The organism is Stenotrophomonas sp. ZAC14D2_NAIMI4_6, assembly GCF_003086875.1.
Taxonomy (GTDB): domain Bacteria; phylum Pseudomonadota; class Gammaproteobacteria; order Xanthomonadales; family Xanthomonadaceae; genus Stenotrophomonas.
Genome location: NZ_CP025996.1, coordinates 3,819,496 through 3,836,091 on the forward strand (window position 1 = coordinate 3,819,496; position 16,596 = coordinate 3,836,091).

19 protein-coding genes are annotated in these 16,596 nt (G+C 63.5%); 6 read left to right on the top strand and 13 right to left on the bottom strand.

The features are described from left to right. Positions 1–82 precede the first annotated feature (82 nt). Both C1933_RS17350 and C1933_RS17355 read right to left on the bottom strand, forming a co-directional pair. On the bottom strand, positions 83–961 hold the full coding sequence (locus C1933_RS17350) for an NAD(P)-dependent oxidoreductase (protein ID WP_108754883.1): 879 nt from the start codon (positions 959–961) through the stop codon (positions 83–85). Positions 962–1,135: 174 nt separating this feature from the next. Continuing rightward, entirely contained in the window at positions 1,136–1,588 is a 453-nt protein-coding gene (locus tag C1933_RS17355; RefSeq protein WP_108754253.1) for a PA2169 family four-helix-bundle protein, read from the bottom strand. Positions 1,589–1,962: 374 nt separating this feature from the next. Here C1933_RS17355 and C1933_RS20155 point away from each other — a divergent pair, with 374 nt between their 5' ends. Next, a complete protein-coding gene (locus C1933_RS20155; RefSeq protein WP_159094013.1) occupies positions 1,963–2,637 on the top strand; it encodes a hypothetical protein in 675 nt (224 codons plus the stop codon). Here the strand turns inward: C1933_RS20155 and C1933_RS17360 are convergent. From C1933_RS17360 to C1933_RS17380, 5 genes are all read right to left on the bottom strand, one after another. Then, complete coding sequence (locus tag C1933_RS17360; RefSeq protein ID WP_108754254.1) at positions 2,625–2,987, bottom strand: hypothetical protein; 363 nt, start codon at positions 2,985–2,987, stop codon at positions 2,625–2,627. The two genes, C1933_RS20155 and C1933_RS17360, sit on opposite strands and share 13 nt — an antisense overlap. 57 nt (positions 2,988–3,044) lie before the next feature. After that, a complete protein-coding gene (locus C1933_RS17365) occupies positions 3,045–3,542 on the bottom strand; it encodes an Ohr family peroxiredoxin (RefSeq protein ID WP_108754255.1) in 498 nt (165 codons plus the stop codon). 37 nt (positions 3,543–3,579) lie between these two features. Continuing rightward, on the bottom strand, positions 3,580–4,347 hold the full coding sequence (locus C1933_RS17370; RefSeq protein WP_108754256.1) for an SDR family oxidoreductase: 768 nt from the start codon (positions 4,345–4,347) through the stop codon (positions 3,580–3,582). Between the two features lie 119 nt (positions 4,348–4,466). After that, complete coding sequence (locus C1933_RS17375; RefSeq protein WP_108754257.1) at positions 4,467–5,501, bottom strand: LysR family transcriptional regulator; 1,035 nt, start codon at positions 5,499–5,501, stop codon at positions 4,467–4,469. Then, complete coding sequence (locus tag C1933_RS17380; RefSeq protein WP_108754258.1) at positions 5,498–5,746, bottom strand: sigma-70 region 4 domain-containing protein; 249 nt, start codon at positions 5,744–5,746, stop codon at positions 5,498–5,500. The genes C1933_RS17375 and C1933_RS17380 overlap by 4 nt, the downstream gene beginning before the upstream one ends. 145 nt (positions 5,747–5,891) lie before the next feature. Here C1933_RS17380 and C1933_RS17385 point away from each other — a divergent pair, with 145 nt between their 5' ends. From C1933_RS17385 to C1933_RS17395, 3 genes are all read left to right on the top strand, one after another. Further along, positions 5,892–6,371 carry a carboxymuconolactone decarboxylase family protein gene (locus C1933_RS17385; protein WP_108750340.1) on the top strand — a complete coding sequence of 160 codons (480 nt, stop codon included), beginning with the start codon at positions 5,892–5,894 and terminating at the stop codon, positions 6,369–6,371. A 53-nt stretch (positions 6,372–6,424) separates the two neighbouring features. Continuing rightward, on the top strand, positions 6,425–6,847 hold the full coding sequence (locus C1933_RS17390) for a cupin domain-containing protein (protein WP_108754259.1): 423 nt from the start codon (positions 6,425–6,427) through the stop codon (positions 6,845–6,847). A 75-nt stretch (positions 6,848–6,922) separates the two neighbouring features. Beyond that, positions 6,923–7,804 carry an RNA polymerase sigma-70 factor gene (locus C1933_RS17395; protein WP_108754260.1) on the top strand — a complete coding sequence of 294 codons (882 nt, stop codon included), beginning with the start codon at positions 6,923–6,925 and terminating at the stop codon, positions 7,802–7,804. 47 nt (positions 7,805–7,851) lie between these two features. On the opposite strand, the gene C1933_RS17400 is transcribed toward C1933_RS17395, so the two are convergent. Next, a complete protein-coding gene (locus tag C1933_RS17400; protein ID WP_108754261.1) occupies positions 7,852–8,805 on the bottom strand; it encodes an alpha/beta hydrolase in 954 nt (317 codons plus the stop codon). Between the two features lie 122 nt (positions 8,806–8,927). After that, complete coding sequence (locus C1933_RS17405) at positions 8,928–9,848, bottom strand: MBL fold metallo-hydrolase (RefSeq protein ID WP_108754262.1); 921 nt, start codon at positions 9,846–9,848, stop codon at positions 8,928–8,930. A 252-nt stretch (positions 9,849–10,100) separates the two neighbouring features. Between C1933_RS17405 and C1933_RS17410 the strand changes: the two genes are divergently transcribed. After that, positions 10,101–10,742 carry a glutathione S-transferase family protein gene (locus C1933_RS17410; RefSeq protein WP_108754263.1) on the top strand — a complete coding sequence of 214 codons (642 nt, stop codon included), beginning with the start codon at positions 10,101–10,103 and terminating at the stop codon, positions 10,740–10,742. Positions 10,743–10,763: 21 nt separating this feature from the next. On the opposite strand, the gene C1933_RS17415 is transcribed toward C1933_RS17410, so the two are convergent. The 3 genes from C1933_RS17415 to C1933_RS17425 form a co-directional block, all read right to left on the bottom strand. Next, positions 10,764–11,750, bottom strand: a complete 987-nt coding sequence (locus C1933_RS17415; RefSeq protein ID WP_108754264.1) for a glycoside hydrolase family 43 protein — start codon at positions 11,748–11,750, stop codon at positions 10,764–10,766. Between the two features lie 100 nt (positions 11,751–11,850). Beyond that, positions 11,851–12,270, bottom strand: coding sequence for an H-NS histone family protein (locus C1933_RS17420; protein ID WP_108754265.1), 420 nt, complete (start codon positions 12,268–12,270; stop codon positions 11,851–11,853). Positions 12,271–12,342: 72 nt separating this feature from the next. Beyond that, positions 12,343–12,792, bottom strand: coding sequence for a GNAT family N-acetyltransferase (locus C1933_RS17425; RefSeq protein ID WP_108754266.1), 450 nt, complete (start codon positions 12,790–12,792; stop codon positions 12,343–12,345). 366 nt (positions 12,793–13,158) lie between these two features. Here C1933_RS17425 and C1933_RS17430 point away from each other — a divergent pair, with 366 nt between their 5' ends. After that, a complete protein-coding gene (locus C1933_RS17430) occupies positions 13,159–13,701 on the top strand; it encodes a hypothetical protein (RefSeq protein ID WP_108754267.1) in 543 nt (180 codons plus the stop codon). Positions 13,702–14,648: 947 nt separating this feature from the next. Here the strand turns inward: C1933_RS17430 and C1933_RS17435 are convergent. Then, a complete protein-coding gene (locus tag C1933_RS17435) occupies positions 14,649–16,298 on the bottom strand; it encodes a reverse transcriptase domain-containing protein (protein WP_108754268.1) in 1,650 nt (549 codons plus the stop codon). Positions 16,299–16,596 lie beyond the last annotated feature (298 nt).

The following is a 16,596-nucleotide window of genomic DNA, read 5'->3' on the forward strand; positions in this document are numbered from 1 at the left end:
CGCCCGTTCGTAGAGTCGAGCTTGCTCGACTGGCGCGGTGCCGCCGGCGTTCATGGCCGTCGAGCAAGCTCGACGCTACGGGCTACGGCCGGGCCATCGCGCGCGGCAACACTTCAATGCTGCCGGCGGCGTACTGCTGCAGCACTTCATCCGGCCCATGGCGCGGCTGCCAGCCCAGCTGCTGCTGCAGCCGGCGGCTGTCGTATACCCGGTCGATCGACGGCGGTAGCGACCAGCCACGGCGGTCGAACTCAGCCAGCAGCTGCGGCGCGCGGCGCGCCAGCACCTGGCGAGTATCAACGGCCAGCTGCAGGCAATCCTCGCGCTGGAATGGACTGGCCCCGCAGGCGATGTAGCGCTGGAACGCGCCACCTTCGTCCAGCAGCAGCGCCGCATGCGCGCTGGCCACATCGCGCGCGTCGATGCCCCGATGCAGGCGGAACAGCGCCATGCGCTCGGGCGGTTCCGGGAAACAACGGCCCATGCGCAGCACCCGCACGCTGAAGCTTGCCGATGCGGCCTGCTCGGCCAGTGCTTCGGCCTGCAGCTTACTGCGGTGGTAGATGGTGCGCGGCTGCGGGTGGGTGTCTTCGTCGATCCAGCGGCAGCCGCCAGGCACCACCGCGTGGCCATACAGCGCCGTCGTGCTGGTCAGTACGAACCGCCGCACACCCGCCTGCCGCGCCAGCTGCAGCAGCTGCGCGGTCGCGTCCACGTTCACCGTCTGGAACACCGCTTCGTCCACCAGGCCCACATGCGGCGCGTGCAGGGCGGCGGTATGGATCACCGCATCCACGCCGTCCAGGGCGCGCTGCAGTGCCGTGCGGTCAGTCACGTCGGCCACGATGCGCGTGGTGGCGAACGGGCTGCGGTCCAGCCCGATCACCTCGTGCTGCGCCGCCAGCGCACCAAAGATCGCGCGGCCGATGCGGCCGGAGCTTCCGGTCAGCAGAATCTTCATGGAATCCATTCACTCGACAGCGCCCGGAACGTACCGGGATGAAGCGATTCTAGGCAGCCCGTGCGACCACGGCGAGAGCAGCGCATTGCAGTTGTGCGCGCACGCACAGAAAGGCCCCGCCATGTGGCGGGGCCCGGGTTGGCTGGTGGGGGTCAGCCAGAAACGATCAGGCGATCAAGCGGCCTTCATTGCGTGCTTGCGGGTGCGCATCACGGCGTGGCATTCCTGCACGTCCGGCAGCCACTGGGTCACTTCCTGGCGCACGGCCGGCGGCAGGTCGTTTTCCTTCAGCACGTCCTTGAACGCCCCCAGCAGGCGGTCTTCCGACTCTTCCAGCTCGGCTACGTAGCCGTAGTTGGTATCGCCGAAGGCGGCGCGCACCTTGCCGTAGAACTGCTGCATGGAGCCGACCAGGGTGCCGTGCTCGGCCGGCTTGCCGCCGGTGGCCGCCACCGCGCCGCTCAGCGAGGTCACGATGCGCGCCTTGACGCCGGCGATGCGGGTGAACAGTGCCGACAGCTCGGCATCCTTCACCTTGGTGGCCGCTTCTTCATAGAAGGATTTGCCGTCGCGAGCGATTTCGATCAGGTCGTTCAGACGGCTTTCGATGGTGGACTGGGTGCTCATGGCGTGGCTCCTTTTCGGATCTTCGGGAAGGGGCAGCGGTGCATCACCGTTGCCGTGCGCAGCCACAGTGATCGAACGCGTGTGCGGTGCAGGTGAGCAGCGATTGATGCGGAAATCACGCTGTAGAACCGGCGCTGACTGCTTCACGCGGCCTTGCAGCTGCTTCACGTGATTGCAGCAATTGGTGACGCTCTTGCCTCTTCCAATGGGTATGGGCCCAAGCCTAGATTCAGCCTACGCACAGTCTCGTGCTGCCATCTGGAAAAGGCGTTTCCACAATGAACACTCTTGTCACTTCGGCATGCCTGCTCTTCCTTCTACTCGGTGCGACCGGTCCAGCACGAGCGGCAGACGGCAGTACAGATGCTCCACGGATGGATGACTTCACCTTGATCGAAGAATCCAGACCCTACGAATCGTCAGCCAGGGCGGCGCCATCGCAGCTGCGACGCGTTTATCGGCTTGGGACGGGTGAAACTATAGAGCTGGTCCATACCGAACAGACCGATGGCCTGCTGGAGCTGGATGCGATCCAGCAGTCACCTTCGACGCTGGATGCACTGGATCGCTATTGTGCCCGCATAGGCGGAACGGTTTCGAGGGACGGCGTGTCCGTGTTTTCACCGCAGACCCAGACGCTGCTGTCCTGTGTGGGAACCGCGCCGCGGCCAGGCAAGCCCGATCAAACAAAGGCCGAGACCATAGCACCGTCTACGAAGCGGAACTCATGTGGGGCAACAAGCAGCATCGTCATGGATGGCCCCGGCTCTGTGTACCGCGGGGATCCTGGCGGATACGCCGTTCACGCCGACGCGGAGTTTGAAACTGTCAGCAGTCAGGTCGTGTCATGGCTGGCCAGTTTCATCCCGGGTTGCAATGTCGGCGAATCGGTGTCCGTTAACAAATGGCTGTGGGTCTCACGCGGGGTGGTCTGCTCTACCGGTGGGCTGTCTCCCGGAATCCACGAAGGAAACGCAACACTGTCGGTGTGCGGCCATTTTGACCAGAGCTCAATTGCAACTGAGATCTGGGCACTTCATGGCCGTTGAATCGCGCTTCCAAGCAACTCTTGCGCACGCGGTGACAACACGCATCCCTGCGCCTGCAATCGCGCAATGGCCCCCCGCGTGCGGCCCAGAACTCCGGTATTGGCAATGAAGGTGAATGCGCTTCCTTCAAACGCCAGCACGATGTTCTGCGTACTGCGCCAGTTCCGGTAGTCCACTTCGGCAATCGCGCTGTAGGGTTGCGCACGGCGGCGCAGCACGCGGTATTCCACACGGTCCGCGTGCAGGATCAGGCGCGGGTTCAGGCTGTTGTGCGCCAGCGCAAACCATGGCAGCGCGCGTAGTCCCAGGAACGCAGCTTCCAGGGTGACGGTGAGGGACGTGGTGTGCATGGCCCATTATCGCAGCCGCGAGCCTGATCACCAGGCAACCATGGCAGGGCGCAGCGTTCATCCCACGCTGACCCGCACCACGTGACTGATGCCGCGATGGAACATCTTGGCGTACGGACACACGCGTTCGGTATTGCGTACCAGTTCCGCCGCCAGCGTGGCGTCCATGCCCGGCAGGCACACCACGATCTCGGCGGACAGCAGATACAGGCCATCCACCGGGTCGCGGGCAAAGGTCACCCCCACCTCGACGCTGGGCTGGTCCAGCACCAGGCCGGCCCGCGCGGCAACCAGCACCATGGCGCCGTGGAAGCAGCCGGCGTAACCGGCCGCCAGCAACTGTTCGGGATTGGTGCCACCGCCGGGGCCGCCCAGTTCAGGGGGCAGGCGCAGATCGACGGCCAGCGCACCATCATCCGAACGCACCACGCCCGAGGCGCGACCGTGCCCGGCCTGGCCGCCCTGAACCCGCACGCGGCCGGTGTAGAGGGGGCGCACCTCATCGCCGTGATAGCGATCGAGCACACTGGACGGCGGCGGCTTCAGGCCATTCATCGGCAGACCTGGATATCCAGCAGCGTGGACGGCCGCGTCATGCCCGCGGCCCCGCTGCCGGCGTGGACTGCTGCAGCCACTGGGCGAAGTCGATGCGGCCCGTCCACGCCTCGCCCTGCGGCACCAGCGTGCCCTGCTGCAGTACCGCGCCAAAATAAGGCGCGTCCGGGTCGGCCACCACCTCGCGCGTATCCCCGTTGGCCTGCAGGAAACGCTGTGCCAGCGCCGCCATCGATTCGCGCTGCGGCCCGGCAATGTCTACCACGCCGTTCACCGGCGGCTGCAGTGCGATGCGCGCCACCGCATCGGCCACATCGTCGGCGGCAATCGGCTGCACATCGGCACTGGGCAGGCGCAGGGTCGGGCCCTGCCCGGCCGACTGCACGATGCCCGGCAGGAATTCGAAGAACTGGGTGGAGTGGATGATGGTGAACGGCAGGCCCGAATCACGGATCAACTGCTCCTGCGCGATCTTGCCGCGGAAGTAGCCGCTAGCGGCCAGCTGATCGGTGCCCACCACCGACAGCGCCACATGGTGGCGTACGCCCGCGCGCGCGGCCGCAGCCAGGATCGTGTGCCCGGCCGTAACGAAGAACGACAGCACGGCGGCGTCTTCGAACGAAGGCGAGTTGGCTAGGTCCAGCACCACCTCGGTGCCGGCCATGGCCGCGTCCAGGCCCTGTCCGGTCAACACATCGATGCCCGTGGACGGTGCTGCAACCACGGCCTCATGCCCGGCGGCCCGCAAACGGTCCACCACCTTGCTGCCGATGCGGCCGGTGCCGCCAATGACGAGAATCTTCATGTGCTGTCTCCAGGAATGCGGAAGGGGAATAGCCGGTTCGCTGCCATGCTAGGAACACCGCTGGGCCGGCAGTAGATCCGGCGGCGGCCCCACGTTGTTGCCTGCCGTGCACCAATCGCTCAGGCCCATGCCGGCGCATCGGCGGTCGCGGCCACGGCGGCCTGCTGGCGTGCTTCCCAGTGCGAAATGGCGTCCAGGTCCAGCGCGCGCACACGCTGGGTGCTGAAGTCGATGAACGCGCGGATACGCTTGGGCAGTTGCCGACGGCTGAGGTAGCACAGGTAGTGGCCGCGGTCGTGCGGCGCATAGCGGTCCAGGCAGGTCACCACGCTGCCGGCGCGCAGCGCATCGCGCACCTGGTAGCTGGGCAGTTGCGCGATGCCCAGGCCATCGACCACGGCCTGCAGCACGAGCTCGGCATCGTTGAACACCAGCGCCGCGGTGGGCTGCGGGTGCATCTCCTGGCCGTCCACCCGGAACTCCCAGCGTTGCATGCGCCCGGCAGGCAGCCGGCGGCCAATGCAGGCATGGGTGGCCAGCGCGTCCACACTCTGCGGCGCACCATGGGCCTGCACATAGGCCGGCGACACGCAGGCCACCAGTTGCATCGGCACCAGTTGCTTGGCGATGACCTGGCTGTCTTCCAGCACGCCTTCACGGAAGGCGATATCGATGCGATCGCCGGCCAGGTCCGGCGCCTGTTCGTCCAGCAGCAGCTCCACGGTCACCTGCGGATGTTCCCTGCGGAAGGCGGCCAGCAACGGCGCGATCACGCGGCGGCCGAAACCGTGCGTGGCGCTGATGCGCAGATGACCGCGCGGCGGTCCTTCGCGCAGGTCCTGCATTTCATCCAGCGCCTGCAGGATGCACTCCACGCCAGGGCTGCAACCCTCAAGGAACAGCTCACCCTCGCGGGTGAGCGAGGTGGATCGCGTGGTGCGCAGGAACAGGCGCACGCCCAGCTGGGTTTCCAGCTTCTGCACGCTGCGGCTGACCGCCGATCTGCCGATGCCCAGGCGGTCACCGGCGCGGGCGAAGCTGCCCTCGCTGGCCACGGCGATGAACGCCAGCACGCCCGCGTAGCTGGTGGAAAACGAGGCATTGAGCGGATCACGCGCGGCCGTGGCGGCGGTCGCAGGGGACGATGCATTCATGGGGTCGGGGGCTCCACAGCGTTGGGGTGCTGGTGCAGGTGGGCACGCGCCTGCAGCAGGCGCTGGTGGCACGCTGCGGCGCTCAGGCCCAGCAGCGGCACGATGTCGTCCACGTCGGCGCCCAGCACGTCATGCAGCAACAGCACGGCGCGGGTATCGGCAGGAAGCTGCGCCAGCGCGGCAAGGAAGGACTGCCAGATACGTTCGCTGGCAGGGCGCAAGGCATGGGCGTTCGGGGTGTCCATGCCCGGCAGACGTGCGGGCGCCTGCCGCTGTGACAGGCCATTGGTGTTTTTCGTGCAACGCGATGCATCCCCGGCGCGGCCTACCGCCACCGCCGCCGCGTTCGTAGCCTGCGCAGCACGTTCCCCTGCCTACAGGCCCCCTGCCATGACCCATCGTCTGGACTACGCCGCACTGTCCCCCGAACTGTTCAAGAAGCTCGGCACGTTCTCGCATGCCGCCCATCACGCCAGCATCGAACCGGCCATCATCGACCTGGTCAACATCCGCGCATCGCAGCTCAATGGCTGTGGGTTCTGCCTGGACATGCATGTGAAGGAAGCCACCATCCGTGGCGAGCGCCCGCTGCGGCTGCATCACGTCGCGGCATGGCGCGAATCGAACCTGTTCAGCCCGCGCGAGCGCGCCTGCCTGGCATGGACCGATGCCCTGACCCATCTACCTGCCCAGGGCGTGGCCGATGCGCTGTACGACCAGGTTCGCGGGCAGCTGTCCGAACAGGAGCTGGTGGACCTGACCTACGCGGTGATGGCGATCAACGCCTGGAACCGCGCCAACGTGGCATTCGGCACCGTGCCGGGTGTCCTGGACCAGGCCTTCGGCCTGTCCCGGGCCGGACTGGCCTGATCCGGCTGCGCCGCGCTCCGGCACGGCGCCACTTCCTTCCCAGGAGACATCCCATGCGAACCCCTATTGTCCTGGCACTGTGCGGCCTGCTGTCGATGGCCTCGGCACAGGCGGCCCCCGCCACGCCCACCGCCCAGAAGGCCGCGCCGGAACCTGTCGTGCGCGAGGTCATGACCCAACCCCTGCCCGACTACCCCGGCAAGGAGGCGCTGATCCTGACCGTGGAATACCCGCCCGGCGGCGCCGACCCGGTGCACCGGCACGATGCCCACGGCTTCGTCTACGTGCTGCAGGGACGCATCGTGATGGGCGTTGCCGGCGGCCGCGAAGTCACCCTCGGCCCCGGCGAGGCCTTCCATGAAGGTCCGCAGGACCTGCACACCGTGGGCCGCAACGCCAGCAAGACCGAGCCAGCCAGGTTCGTGGTCTTCCTGCTGAAGGACATCGGCACCCCGGCGGTACTGCCGCCGCACTGAGCGCGCCCGTCCAACCAGCCCCCTGCACAGCTCCCCGGGTGTCACAATCCGGGGAACTGTCCCGTCTGCGCTGGCATGGACGACTCGACCGCCCTTTTCACCCAGCTTCGCCCGCGCCTGTTCGGCGTGGCCTACCGCATGCTCGGCTCGGCGCATGAAGCCGAGGACGTGGTACAGGATGTCTGGCTGCGCTGGCATGGTGCCGACAGAGCGCAGATCGACAATGCCGAGGCCTGGCTGGTGGCCACTACCACGCGCCGCGCCATCGATGGCCTGCGCCTGGCCCGGCACCGTCGCGAGCACTACGTGGGCATGTGGCTGCCCGAGCCGCTGCTGACCGACGAATCGACCACCCCGGAACACGTGATGGAAACCGCCAGCGATCTGTCCGTGGCCTTCCTGAACGTGCTTGAGCGGCTGGCACCGGACGCGCGCGCCGCGTTCCTGCTGCACGATGTGTTCGAACAGGACTACGCCGTGGTCGCCCGCACCCTGGACAAGACCGAAGCGGCGTGCCGGCAGATCGTGCACCGTGCACGCCTGCAGCTGCGCCAGGCGCGGCCCCGCTACAACGTGCCGCAGCATGTCCACCAGAAGCTGATGCAACGCTTTGCCGATGCAGTTTCCAGCGGCGATTTCGCCAGCATGAAGGCACTGATGGCCGAGTCGGCCGAACTGATCGGCGACGGCGGCGGCATCGTCACCAGTTTCCCCAAGCCGATGGTGGGGGGCGCGCGGATCGCCCAGCTGCTGTACGCACCGCACCTGCGCCGCAAGGACCAGCTGCGCACGGTGCCGACGATGATCAATGGACGGCTGGGCCTGCTGCGCTACTTCGACGGCGTGCTGGAATCGGCCATGGCCTTCGATACCGATGGCGAGCAGATCATCCAGATCCTGGTGCAGCGCAATCCGCACAAACTGCAGCATCTGGACCGCCAGCTGGCCATCCAGTAGCCGCCACGCAGAAGGCCCCGGCATTGCCGGGGCCTTCGTCTTCGCACTTACTTCTGCTGCAGGAAGGCCAGCAGGTCCTGGTTGACCTTGTCCTTGTGGGTGTCGGTCAGGCCGTGCGGCGCACCCGGGTACACGATCAGCTTGGCGCCCTTGATCAGCTTGGCCGACTGGCGACCGGAGATGTCGATCGGCACGATCTGGTCGTCATCACCGTGGATGACCAGGGTCGGCACATCGAACTTCTTCAGGTCGGCGCGGAAGTCGGTGGCCGAGAATGCAGCGATCGAATCGTAGGTGTTCTTGTGACCACCCTGCATGCCCTGCGCCCACCAGGCGTCGATCAGGCCCTGGGAAACCTTCGCGCCCGGGCGGTTGAAGCCGTAGAACGGGCCCGACGGAATGTCCTTGTACAGCTGCGCGCGGTTTTCCATCTGCGCCTTGCGGATACCGTCGAACACTTCGATCGGCAGACCGTTGGGGTTGTCGGCGGTCTTCAGCATGAACGGCGGCACCGAGCTGATCAGCACGGCCTTCTTCACCCGCCCGGTGCCATGGCGGCCGATGTAGCGCGCCACTTCGCCGCCGCCGGTGGAGAAGCCCACCAGGGTCACGTCGTGCAGGTCCAGGGTGTTGATCACCGTGGCCAGGTCATCGGCGTAATGATCCATGTCGTTGCCATCCCAGGGCTGGCTGGAACGGCCGTGGCCACGACGGTCGTGCGCGATCACGCGGTAACCGTGGTTGGCCAGGAAGATCATCTGCGATTCCCAGCTGTCCGAGTTCAGCGGCCAGCCGTGGCTGAAGGTGACGACCGGGCCGTCCTTCGGGCCCCAATCCTTGTAGTACAGCTGCACGCCATCGGCGGTGGTGATGTAGCTGGCGGTGCGGGCAATGCTGGTGACCGCGGCCGGCTTGGCCGGCTCGGCCGCCTGGGCGGACACGCCGGCCTGCACGGACAGGGCCAGCACGGCGGCGGCCAGGGTACGGGTAGCAAATTTCATGGGGGAACCTCGTCTTGGGTGGTTGGACAGGCGCTACTGTGCGCCCGGAACCGGGCGCATCGGTGACGAATGGTCCGTAAAACTTGATCGACCGTATTGGATCGATGTGCTGCCGTGGCCGCTCAGAAATCCCAGAACACCGGCACCCAGCGGTAGGCCTGGCCATCGCGTGAAACCCGGCCCACCGACGGGAACGGCAGGTGGGTGGCCACCAGCATTTCGCCACTGCCGGCCAACTGGTCCAGCAGGGCAATGCGCACGCGCGCCGATTCTTCCGGATCGTGCTCGAAGCCGTTGTGCCAGTTCGGCTGATCGAAGCCCACTGCAAACACTGCATCGCCGGCGAAGGTCAGCGCCTGGCCAGCCGATGCCACGCGCACCACGCAATGCCCGGGCGTGTGCCCGCCGGTGCGGCGCGCCACCACACCCGGCGCGATCTGCTGCTCGTCCTGGAAGGTGTGCACCAGGCCGCTGTACTCGGCCCAGAACTGCTTGGCCGTGGCCCGCAGTGCATCGGGGAAGCCCTGCGGCATGTTGGTGCGGGCAAAGTCCGGCGACTTCCAGAATTCCACTTCGGCCGCTGCAATGTGGATCTTCAGGTCCGGGCGAAGCTGTTCTTTCACTCCGTCCACCAGCAGGCCGCCGATGTGGTCCATGTGCATGTGGGTGATCACCACATCGGTAATCCCGCCCAGATCGATACCCGCCGCAGCCAGGCGGCGGATCAACTGGCCGGCACGCGGCAACTGCAAGTCCGGGTCCATGCCTAGGCCGGCGTCGATCAGGATGGTGCGATCCCCGCTGTGCACCACCATCACGTTCAACGCCCAATCGAAGGCATCGTGCGGCAGGTACATCTCGTCGAACCATTCGTCGCGGTCCGCTGCAGGCGCGTTGTGGCCCAGCATCTGCGTGGGCAGCGGCAGGACGCCATCGCTGATCACCAGCACTTCGACATCGCCCACGTTCAGGGCGTAGCGCGAGGGCACCAGTTCATCGAGTGCGGGAGCGATGGGGGCGGCAGTATTTTCCAGACTGAACATGAGCGGATCTCCACAGAGTTGGCGGGCGGGCAACAGCAGCGAGCTGGCGCGCAACACGGCAGGTAGCCGTGCGAAACCAGCGTAGAAAACCCATGGATGCGCCAGTAGACCCGTCGGCGGGGACGCCATGTTGCCTGCGCGGAAGCAGTTGCTGCCGAAACACATCCAGCCGATGGGGCCGGCCTGTCGAATGTCGGCCCCGTCGTTCGTCGGAACAGGTAACGCAGCCCGTTTCCCTGCAGGAGCAGCAGCATGCAACCGACCATCACCGCCTTTGCCACCTCCCCCGACCGTGGCCAGGGCCTGGCCCGCGACATGCGCGTGCGCTGGGCACTGGAAGAACTAGGCCAGGCCTACGACGTACGCCTGCTGAGCTTCGCTGAAATGAAGGAACCGGCGCATCGCGCGCGCCATCCGTTCGGGCAGATTCCCACCTATGAAGACGGCGACCTGGTGCTGTTCGAATCCGGCGCGATCATCCTGCACCTGGCCGAACTATATCCCGGCCTGCTGCCGCCCGATGGCAACGCACGCATGCGCGCGATCATGTGGATGTTCGCCGCGTTGAATACGGTGGAGCCGCCGATTGTCGAGCGCTCGCTGGCCTGGGTGTTGGAACGCGAACAACCCTGGTATGCGCAGCGGCTGGTGATGCTGGATGAGCGCGTGCGGCGGCGACTGGGCGAGCTGTCGGCACGGCTGGGCGATGGCCCCTGGCTGGAGGGCAGCTTCAGCGCCGCCGATCTGTTGATGGTGTCGGTGCTGCTGCGCCTGAAGCGCAGCGGCATCGTCGATGAATTCCCGTTGCTGGCCGCCTACGTGGCGCGTGCGACGGCACGACCGGCCTACCAGCGCGCGTTCGCCGCGCAGCTGGCAGTGTTCCAGAACGCCTGATGGCCTGCCGCTCGGCCCGCCTCAGCGCAGTGGATCGGCCGCCACGCCCTCATGGGTGATCTTCACCGGCAGGATGTGGCCCTGCGCATCGAATTGCATGCGCTCGATGGCGGTCACCCGGTGGTCGCGGGCGCTGTCACCGTGGGGGCGACGGTGGTAGACGATGTACCAGCGGTCGGTGCCCGGCACCTGGATCACCGAGTTGTGGCCAGCGCTGGTGGCGATGGCTTCATCCTGCTGCAGGATCTTGCCGACGCGCTTGAACGGCCCCGTCGGCGCATCGGCAATGGCATAGGACACCGAATAATCCGGGCTGCCCCAGCCGCCTTCGGACCACATGAAGTAATAGCGGCCGCCGCGCTTGAACATCAGCGGGCCCTCCACGTATTCCGGAGCCGGGGTGATTTCCTTGAACACCGTGCCATCGGCCAGCGGCAGCACGCCGGTGAAATCGTCCTTCAGGCGCACGATATTGGCGTGCTTCCAGCCGCCGTAGATCATGTACCAGGCGCCATCGTCATCCTTGAACACGAACTGGTCGATGGGCTGGGCGCCATTATGGAACGCGCCCACCAGCGGCTTGCCCAGCAGATCCTTGTAGGGACCTTCCGGGCGGTCAGCCACGGCCACGCCAATGCCACCCAGCTCGCTATCGGTCTTGATGTCGTTGGCAGCGAAGAAGAAGTAGTACTTGCCATTGTTTTCCACCACCGACGGCGCCCACATGGCGCGCGTGGCCCACGGCACCGCCTTGGCGTTCAGGACGTCGGCATGCTTGGTCCAGTGCAGCAGATCGGGCGACGAGAACGCATCGAAGGTGGTCTGCGCTTCGTACACGGCCGAGGTGGTCGGAAAGATCCAGTAGCGGCTGCCGAACACGGCCGCTTCCGGGTCGGCATACCAGCCCTGCAGGATCGGATTACCCGAGGTGGCCGGTGGCGCGGCCTGCGCGCCCGACGCCAGTGCCACCGCCATGCAGGCGGCCATCATCCACTTCCCCAACGCCATGCCGTGCGCTCCCGTGCTGGATGGATGGAGCATATTAGATCGATCCAGTTAAGGAATGCGAAGGCGGTCCCACTCCGCATGCGGGAGTGGGACGCCGGCCTCAGGCCTTCTTGATGACGGTGCGCTTGCCGATGGTGCTGGTCTTGCCCGCCGTCGGCTTGGCCAGCCCGGGAATCAGGAAATCGGTGACCTTATGGCCCTTGGACACCTTGGCCGCCAGCCAGCGCGGCATGCGCCCGCGGCCGGTCCAGGTCAGGCGCTTGTATTCGGGATCGCGGTATTTGGGCGCCACCTTGCCGGACTTGCGGCGGGTGGTCTTGCGGGCCGGCGCGGGCGCGGCGTCTGCATCGTCACCGAACAGCTCTTCGATGGTGTAACCGGCTTCGGCAGCAGCGGCCTTCAGCAGGCGGCGCACGGCGGCGGCCGGGCGACGGGAGGTGATCAGGGCCTTGCGCTGTTCAGCCGCAGCCACCAGGGCGCCCAGCTCGCGCAGGCTGAGCGATTCGATATCGATAGTCATGGGGGGGAAAGGTCTACTGTGGCGGGGTGGGTGTCAAGCTGGGTTTACAGGACACCCGACGCCCGGCGCGCCCTATGGGTGAATGGCGTAGACGAAGAAGGCGTCGTCACGCTGCCACCCCAGGCCTTCATACAGCCGCTGCGCAGGCAGGTTGCTGCGGCCGGTCTGCAGTTCCAGGCGCCCCGCGCCACGCCGACGTGCCTCGTCGGTTGCCGCGATCATCAACGCACGGGCCAAACCCTGGCGACGTGCCGACTGCGCGATATACAGGTCGTACAGAATGAAACTGCGCTGCGCGCTTACTGAATCGAACAGCGGGTACAGCTGGGTAAACCCAACGATTCCGTGTTCTTCGGATTCGATTACCAGCACCAGTGAATCGCCGGCCTGCAACCGCTCGCGCATGAAAGTCGTGGCCAGTTCAAGGTCGGCAGGCTGTTCGTAGAACTGCCGGTAGTCGTTGAAGAGCGCAGCGACCTGCGGGAGGTCGGAAGAGGACGCGATGCGGATGGTGGGTGCCACGGGGAGCCTCCTTGCAGAGGCCTGAGCGTGGCGCTGGGGATGTGAGCGTAGTATTGAAGTCTGGCTGGCGATGAAGGCGTTGGTGGGCCCACCAGGAGCCACATTGCGAATCCAAGCCTTTGAATACACACATCAATATGATATCGCCACCATACTGTTACCGCTAAAGCTACCGCCAAAAGATGTTCTTTGGTTGTTCGTAAAGTCCTCGCTGTACTCCAGCGGATGCGCGTCGCCACGAGATTGCCCTCACAGGTCATAGCAAGATGCTGCCGCACGAACCTGGCCTCCCAGATCTGCGCCGATGTGGGCTTTACACTAGAGACAGGAATCCAAATGACTTTGGGCGCAAGGGCACAAGAGCATATGAACGAGATAGAAGTGGAGGATCTGAAGGCCTGGCTTCCAAACTTCCCAGACGAAATCCTGGGCGACTGGCTGATGCCGTACGCAAAGTCGGAGGGTTGGCCGCCCGCTGACCACATCGATAGCGCTCCAGCCGGTCGCTGGCGATACCTGTTGGGACTTCGCACGATAGCTGAGCTGCGCGAGATCAGTTGGCAGGAAGAGCATCGACACATCTCGATCCACGAGCTCCGCCCTGACTATAGGGATATCTCAGTAGAGATGACTCTTGCCGCAGTTGCGAAGCAAACGAATTTGTACAGTGTTTCGATCCCAGATCTGTCTGACCGCTTCAACAGTATCCTGGCTCACCTACGCAGACATGGCAGCCTACCAGCTCCCCCTGTGCTGCTTTCAGGGCACGATGGCCTCCAGGTGCTAGATGGAAATCATCGCCTTGCTGCCTACTTCTATGCCTACGGGTATTTCAAGCTTCCGCTAGACGAAGAGGCACTTAGCAGCACGACAAGTGCTCAACGTCTTTGGGTGGGAACGAGCGCTTAGGCGCACTTCTGTACTGTCAACGAAATATACGATGGTCTAAGTGCTCAGCGGCATTGAGGGACCGAACTTTGTGGCATCGATGACCCGGAGAGCACGCCTTGCAGCGGTGTGTGTACCTCGAACCGTGTCGTCTAGAATCAACGAAGACAGAAAGCTAATGTCGTCGGGCTCGGTCGCTGCCTCTGCGAGCTTTCTGGCTCAGTATTTCCACGCGAAGGCACGGTTGCTTGCGTTGACAATTCCGTCCGGCTCAATTGCCGCCCAAGCTTCCGCACAGGTGCAGAAGCCGAGTGGCACTGAAAGAACTGCCTCTGCTGCAGCTGCCGACAATCTGTCGCGCGGCACGCTATTCGCGCGCTCGACAGCGGCAGTGAGGCCCCAACTGGACTCAATCGCTGGCGAAAGGTGGTTCTGGCACTCGAATGCAAGAGCATTGTTGCCTGGAAGCTGGCTCTGTTTGGACCGGCCAAGGGAATAGGATCTTTGTGGTCAAGTCTCAGCTGTTGCGACATTCGTTAAGAAAACTGCCCGCGCGCTTCGGAGAGCGGCAGGGCTTATGCCAATGGCACGCGACTGAAACGCGTGTACTGCGGCGGCGCCCCGGTGCTGGCAGGCATCGGGGCGTCGCTCTGTTCAATGGTTGGGCTTCTGACCCCCAAGAACCACGAACCGCAGGTCACTGGACCTCCCGAGTCCAGGCCTGCGGCCGTTGAGTGCGGGTTGGTTGGAACCTCGCCCACGGTAGCTACTGTGGCCTAAGTCTGGTTCCCGCTGCAACTGCGGTAAGGTTCCTTACCGCAGTCGGGCGAATGCGGCAAGGTTCGCGGCGACTGCGGTAATCTTGGTTAACGTAGGAACGACGCGCTTTGGGACGCCGCTTGACAACTATATATGTGCATCAGAGATGTGCAGAAGCAAGTAGATCCGGGAATTGCTAAAAAGACTTCTCAAAGGTTAAGCCCGTTCGCTTGAGCGACCCTGCGGACCTCACTGATGGCAATAATCTCAGGTACACCACCAGGGTTGGCCACCCCTTTGAGTATCACTCCTCGAACATCAAAGTTTGAATCGATTGCTGGCCCTCCGCTCATACCGCCTTGGATTGGACCACCCACTCTCGCCTTTAGAATTTCTTGCCCACCAGGTACTTTTATCTTGAAAAGTTTTGTAACTGGCGTTTCAAAAGCGGAGCCATGCTGCCCCCGCGCGTAGTCCGGATAACCAATACTGATGAGGGTCTCCCCCTGGTGAGGATCTTGGCCAAGTCCATAGCGAGAACGTTCTGCACTGACACGATTCTTGTCATCTCGCACGCGGAGAATGGCGATATCTCTGTCCCAATCAACAGCCAGTACATCACAGGCAACCAAAGAGAGCTTCCGCTCGTTCATCACGTACACAAACGGTAGCAACGTCTTCGTGTCCTCATGCTCTAGGACATGTGCAGCTGTTACCAAGAGTCCGGACGGAGTAGTGAAAGCAGTGCCCTGTTCCTCAGTCGGATCGAACACTGGAACAGCAGCAGCATATGCGACCACGATGTGGACGCCACGGACTTGGCGATTCGGATTACTGATCATCTCTACGCTTGGAACTCTCAATCGAACATTTCCATGAAGCGTGTTGAAGCGATGAGCCATTTCAGCAGCAAGCCAATCGCCTTTGCCGCGGATCATCCTGAGATACGAGATTTTTCCATGAAGCTGGCGAAGAAGCCTGGCGGGAGCGACACCAGGCACCTCTTCCTGAGGAAACATCTTCGCCGCAACAGGATTGAGTCCAAACTTCTCGACAGCGTAAATGGCTGATTCAAGCTTCAAATACCACGACCGCTTCACATTCACACGTTCATTGACGACCAGTCCCGTAACAGCCTTACGACTCCCCTTGGCAGCAATACGGAACTTCTCCACATTTATCGCAAATCCCTCGGACGTGACAATCTCTGATACTGACGCCCCTACAGCAGGCTTACCCTCCTCATCGATCATAGCAATACTGCTAAGCTTCGCTAGAGGCCTATCAAACGAGAATGTCAGGTCATCGGCATAGCGGGTATACGTCCCACCGAGCCGAGCCGCCAGGGCTGAGAGCCTCTTATCCAGCTTCGCGCAAATGATATTTGAAAGAACTGGGGAGGTCGGAGCGCCAGCAGGCATCACTCCATCAAGAGAACACATCTGCGCGAGGATGTTAGCAACTGTCCAGTCAAGTCGAAATGGATGCCCCAAAAAGACACCGCGTATGCGCTGAAAACTGATGGATGGAAAAAAATCTTTTAGATCAAAATTGATCACCAAACCCTTGGATTCATGAGGCAGAGCATTAGTTCTAACGCTCCGACCTTTAGCAAAGCCGTGCACAGCGGGGCCCATTTTATAAACATCATCCAAAACGGGCAGCAACTTGCGCTGGAGTTGCTTCCTTAGTCGCCCCGGCGCAGAAATGAGACGAACTCCACCAGACTTTTTAGGAATAGTGAAATCAGTATAGCCACGAGAGCTATACAGATTTTTCTTGAGTGCAGCACCTGGGACACCAAACAAGGTCCCCAACTTGTCGTAATCATAAGCACAACGCAGGCTGCCGATATCCATATATGACGCACCTCACCGTTTTCACCCTTACAACGTGCGACATCGCGAATAACGTAACGTGCGCACAGCGGCATTAGCTAACCTTGAAATTCCGTCTCAATCAGTAGGCGGAAGTTAAACACCTGGTGAGGTGCGCCATGGGTCCGACGTTACCTTGGTCCCTCAGATTAATCAAGGGCGAACGCCGCTTAGACTCAATCTCCAAGTGCAACACCCACTAACGAGTAGGCTGTCAGCATGTGCAGGCATTACAAGCATTTGAGCGCGAAAGAACGCGCTGTTGTCCAGATCGATATCT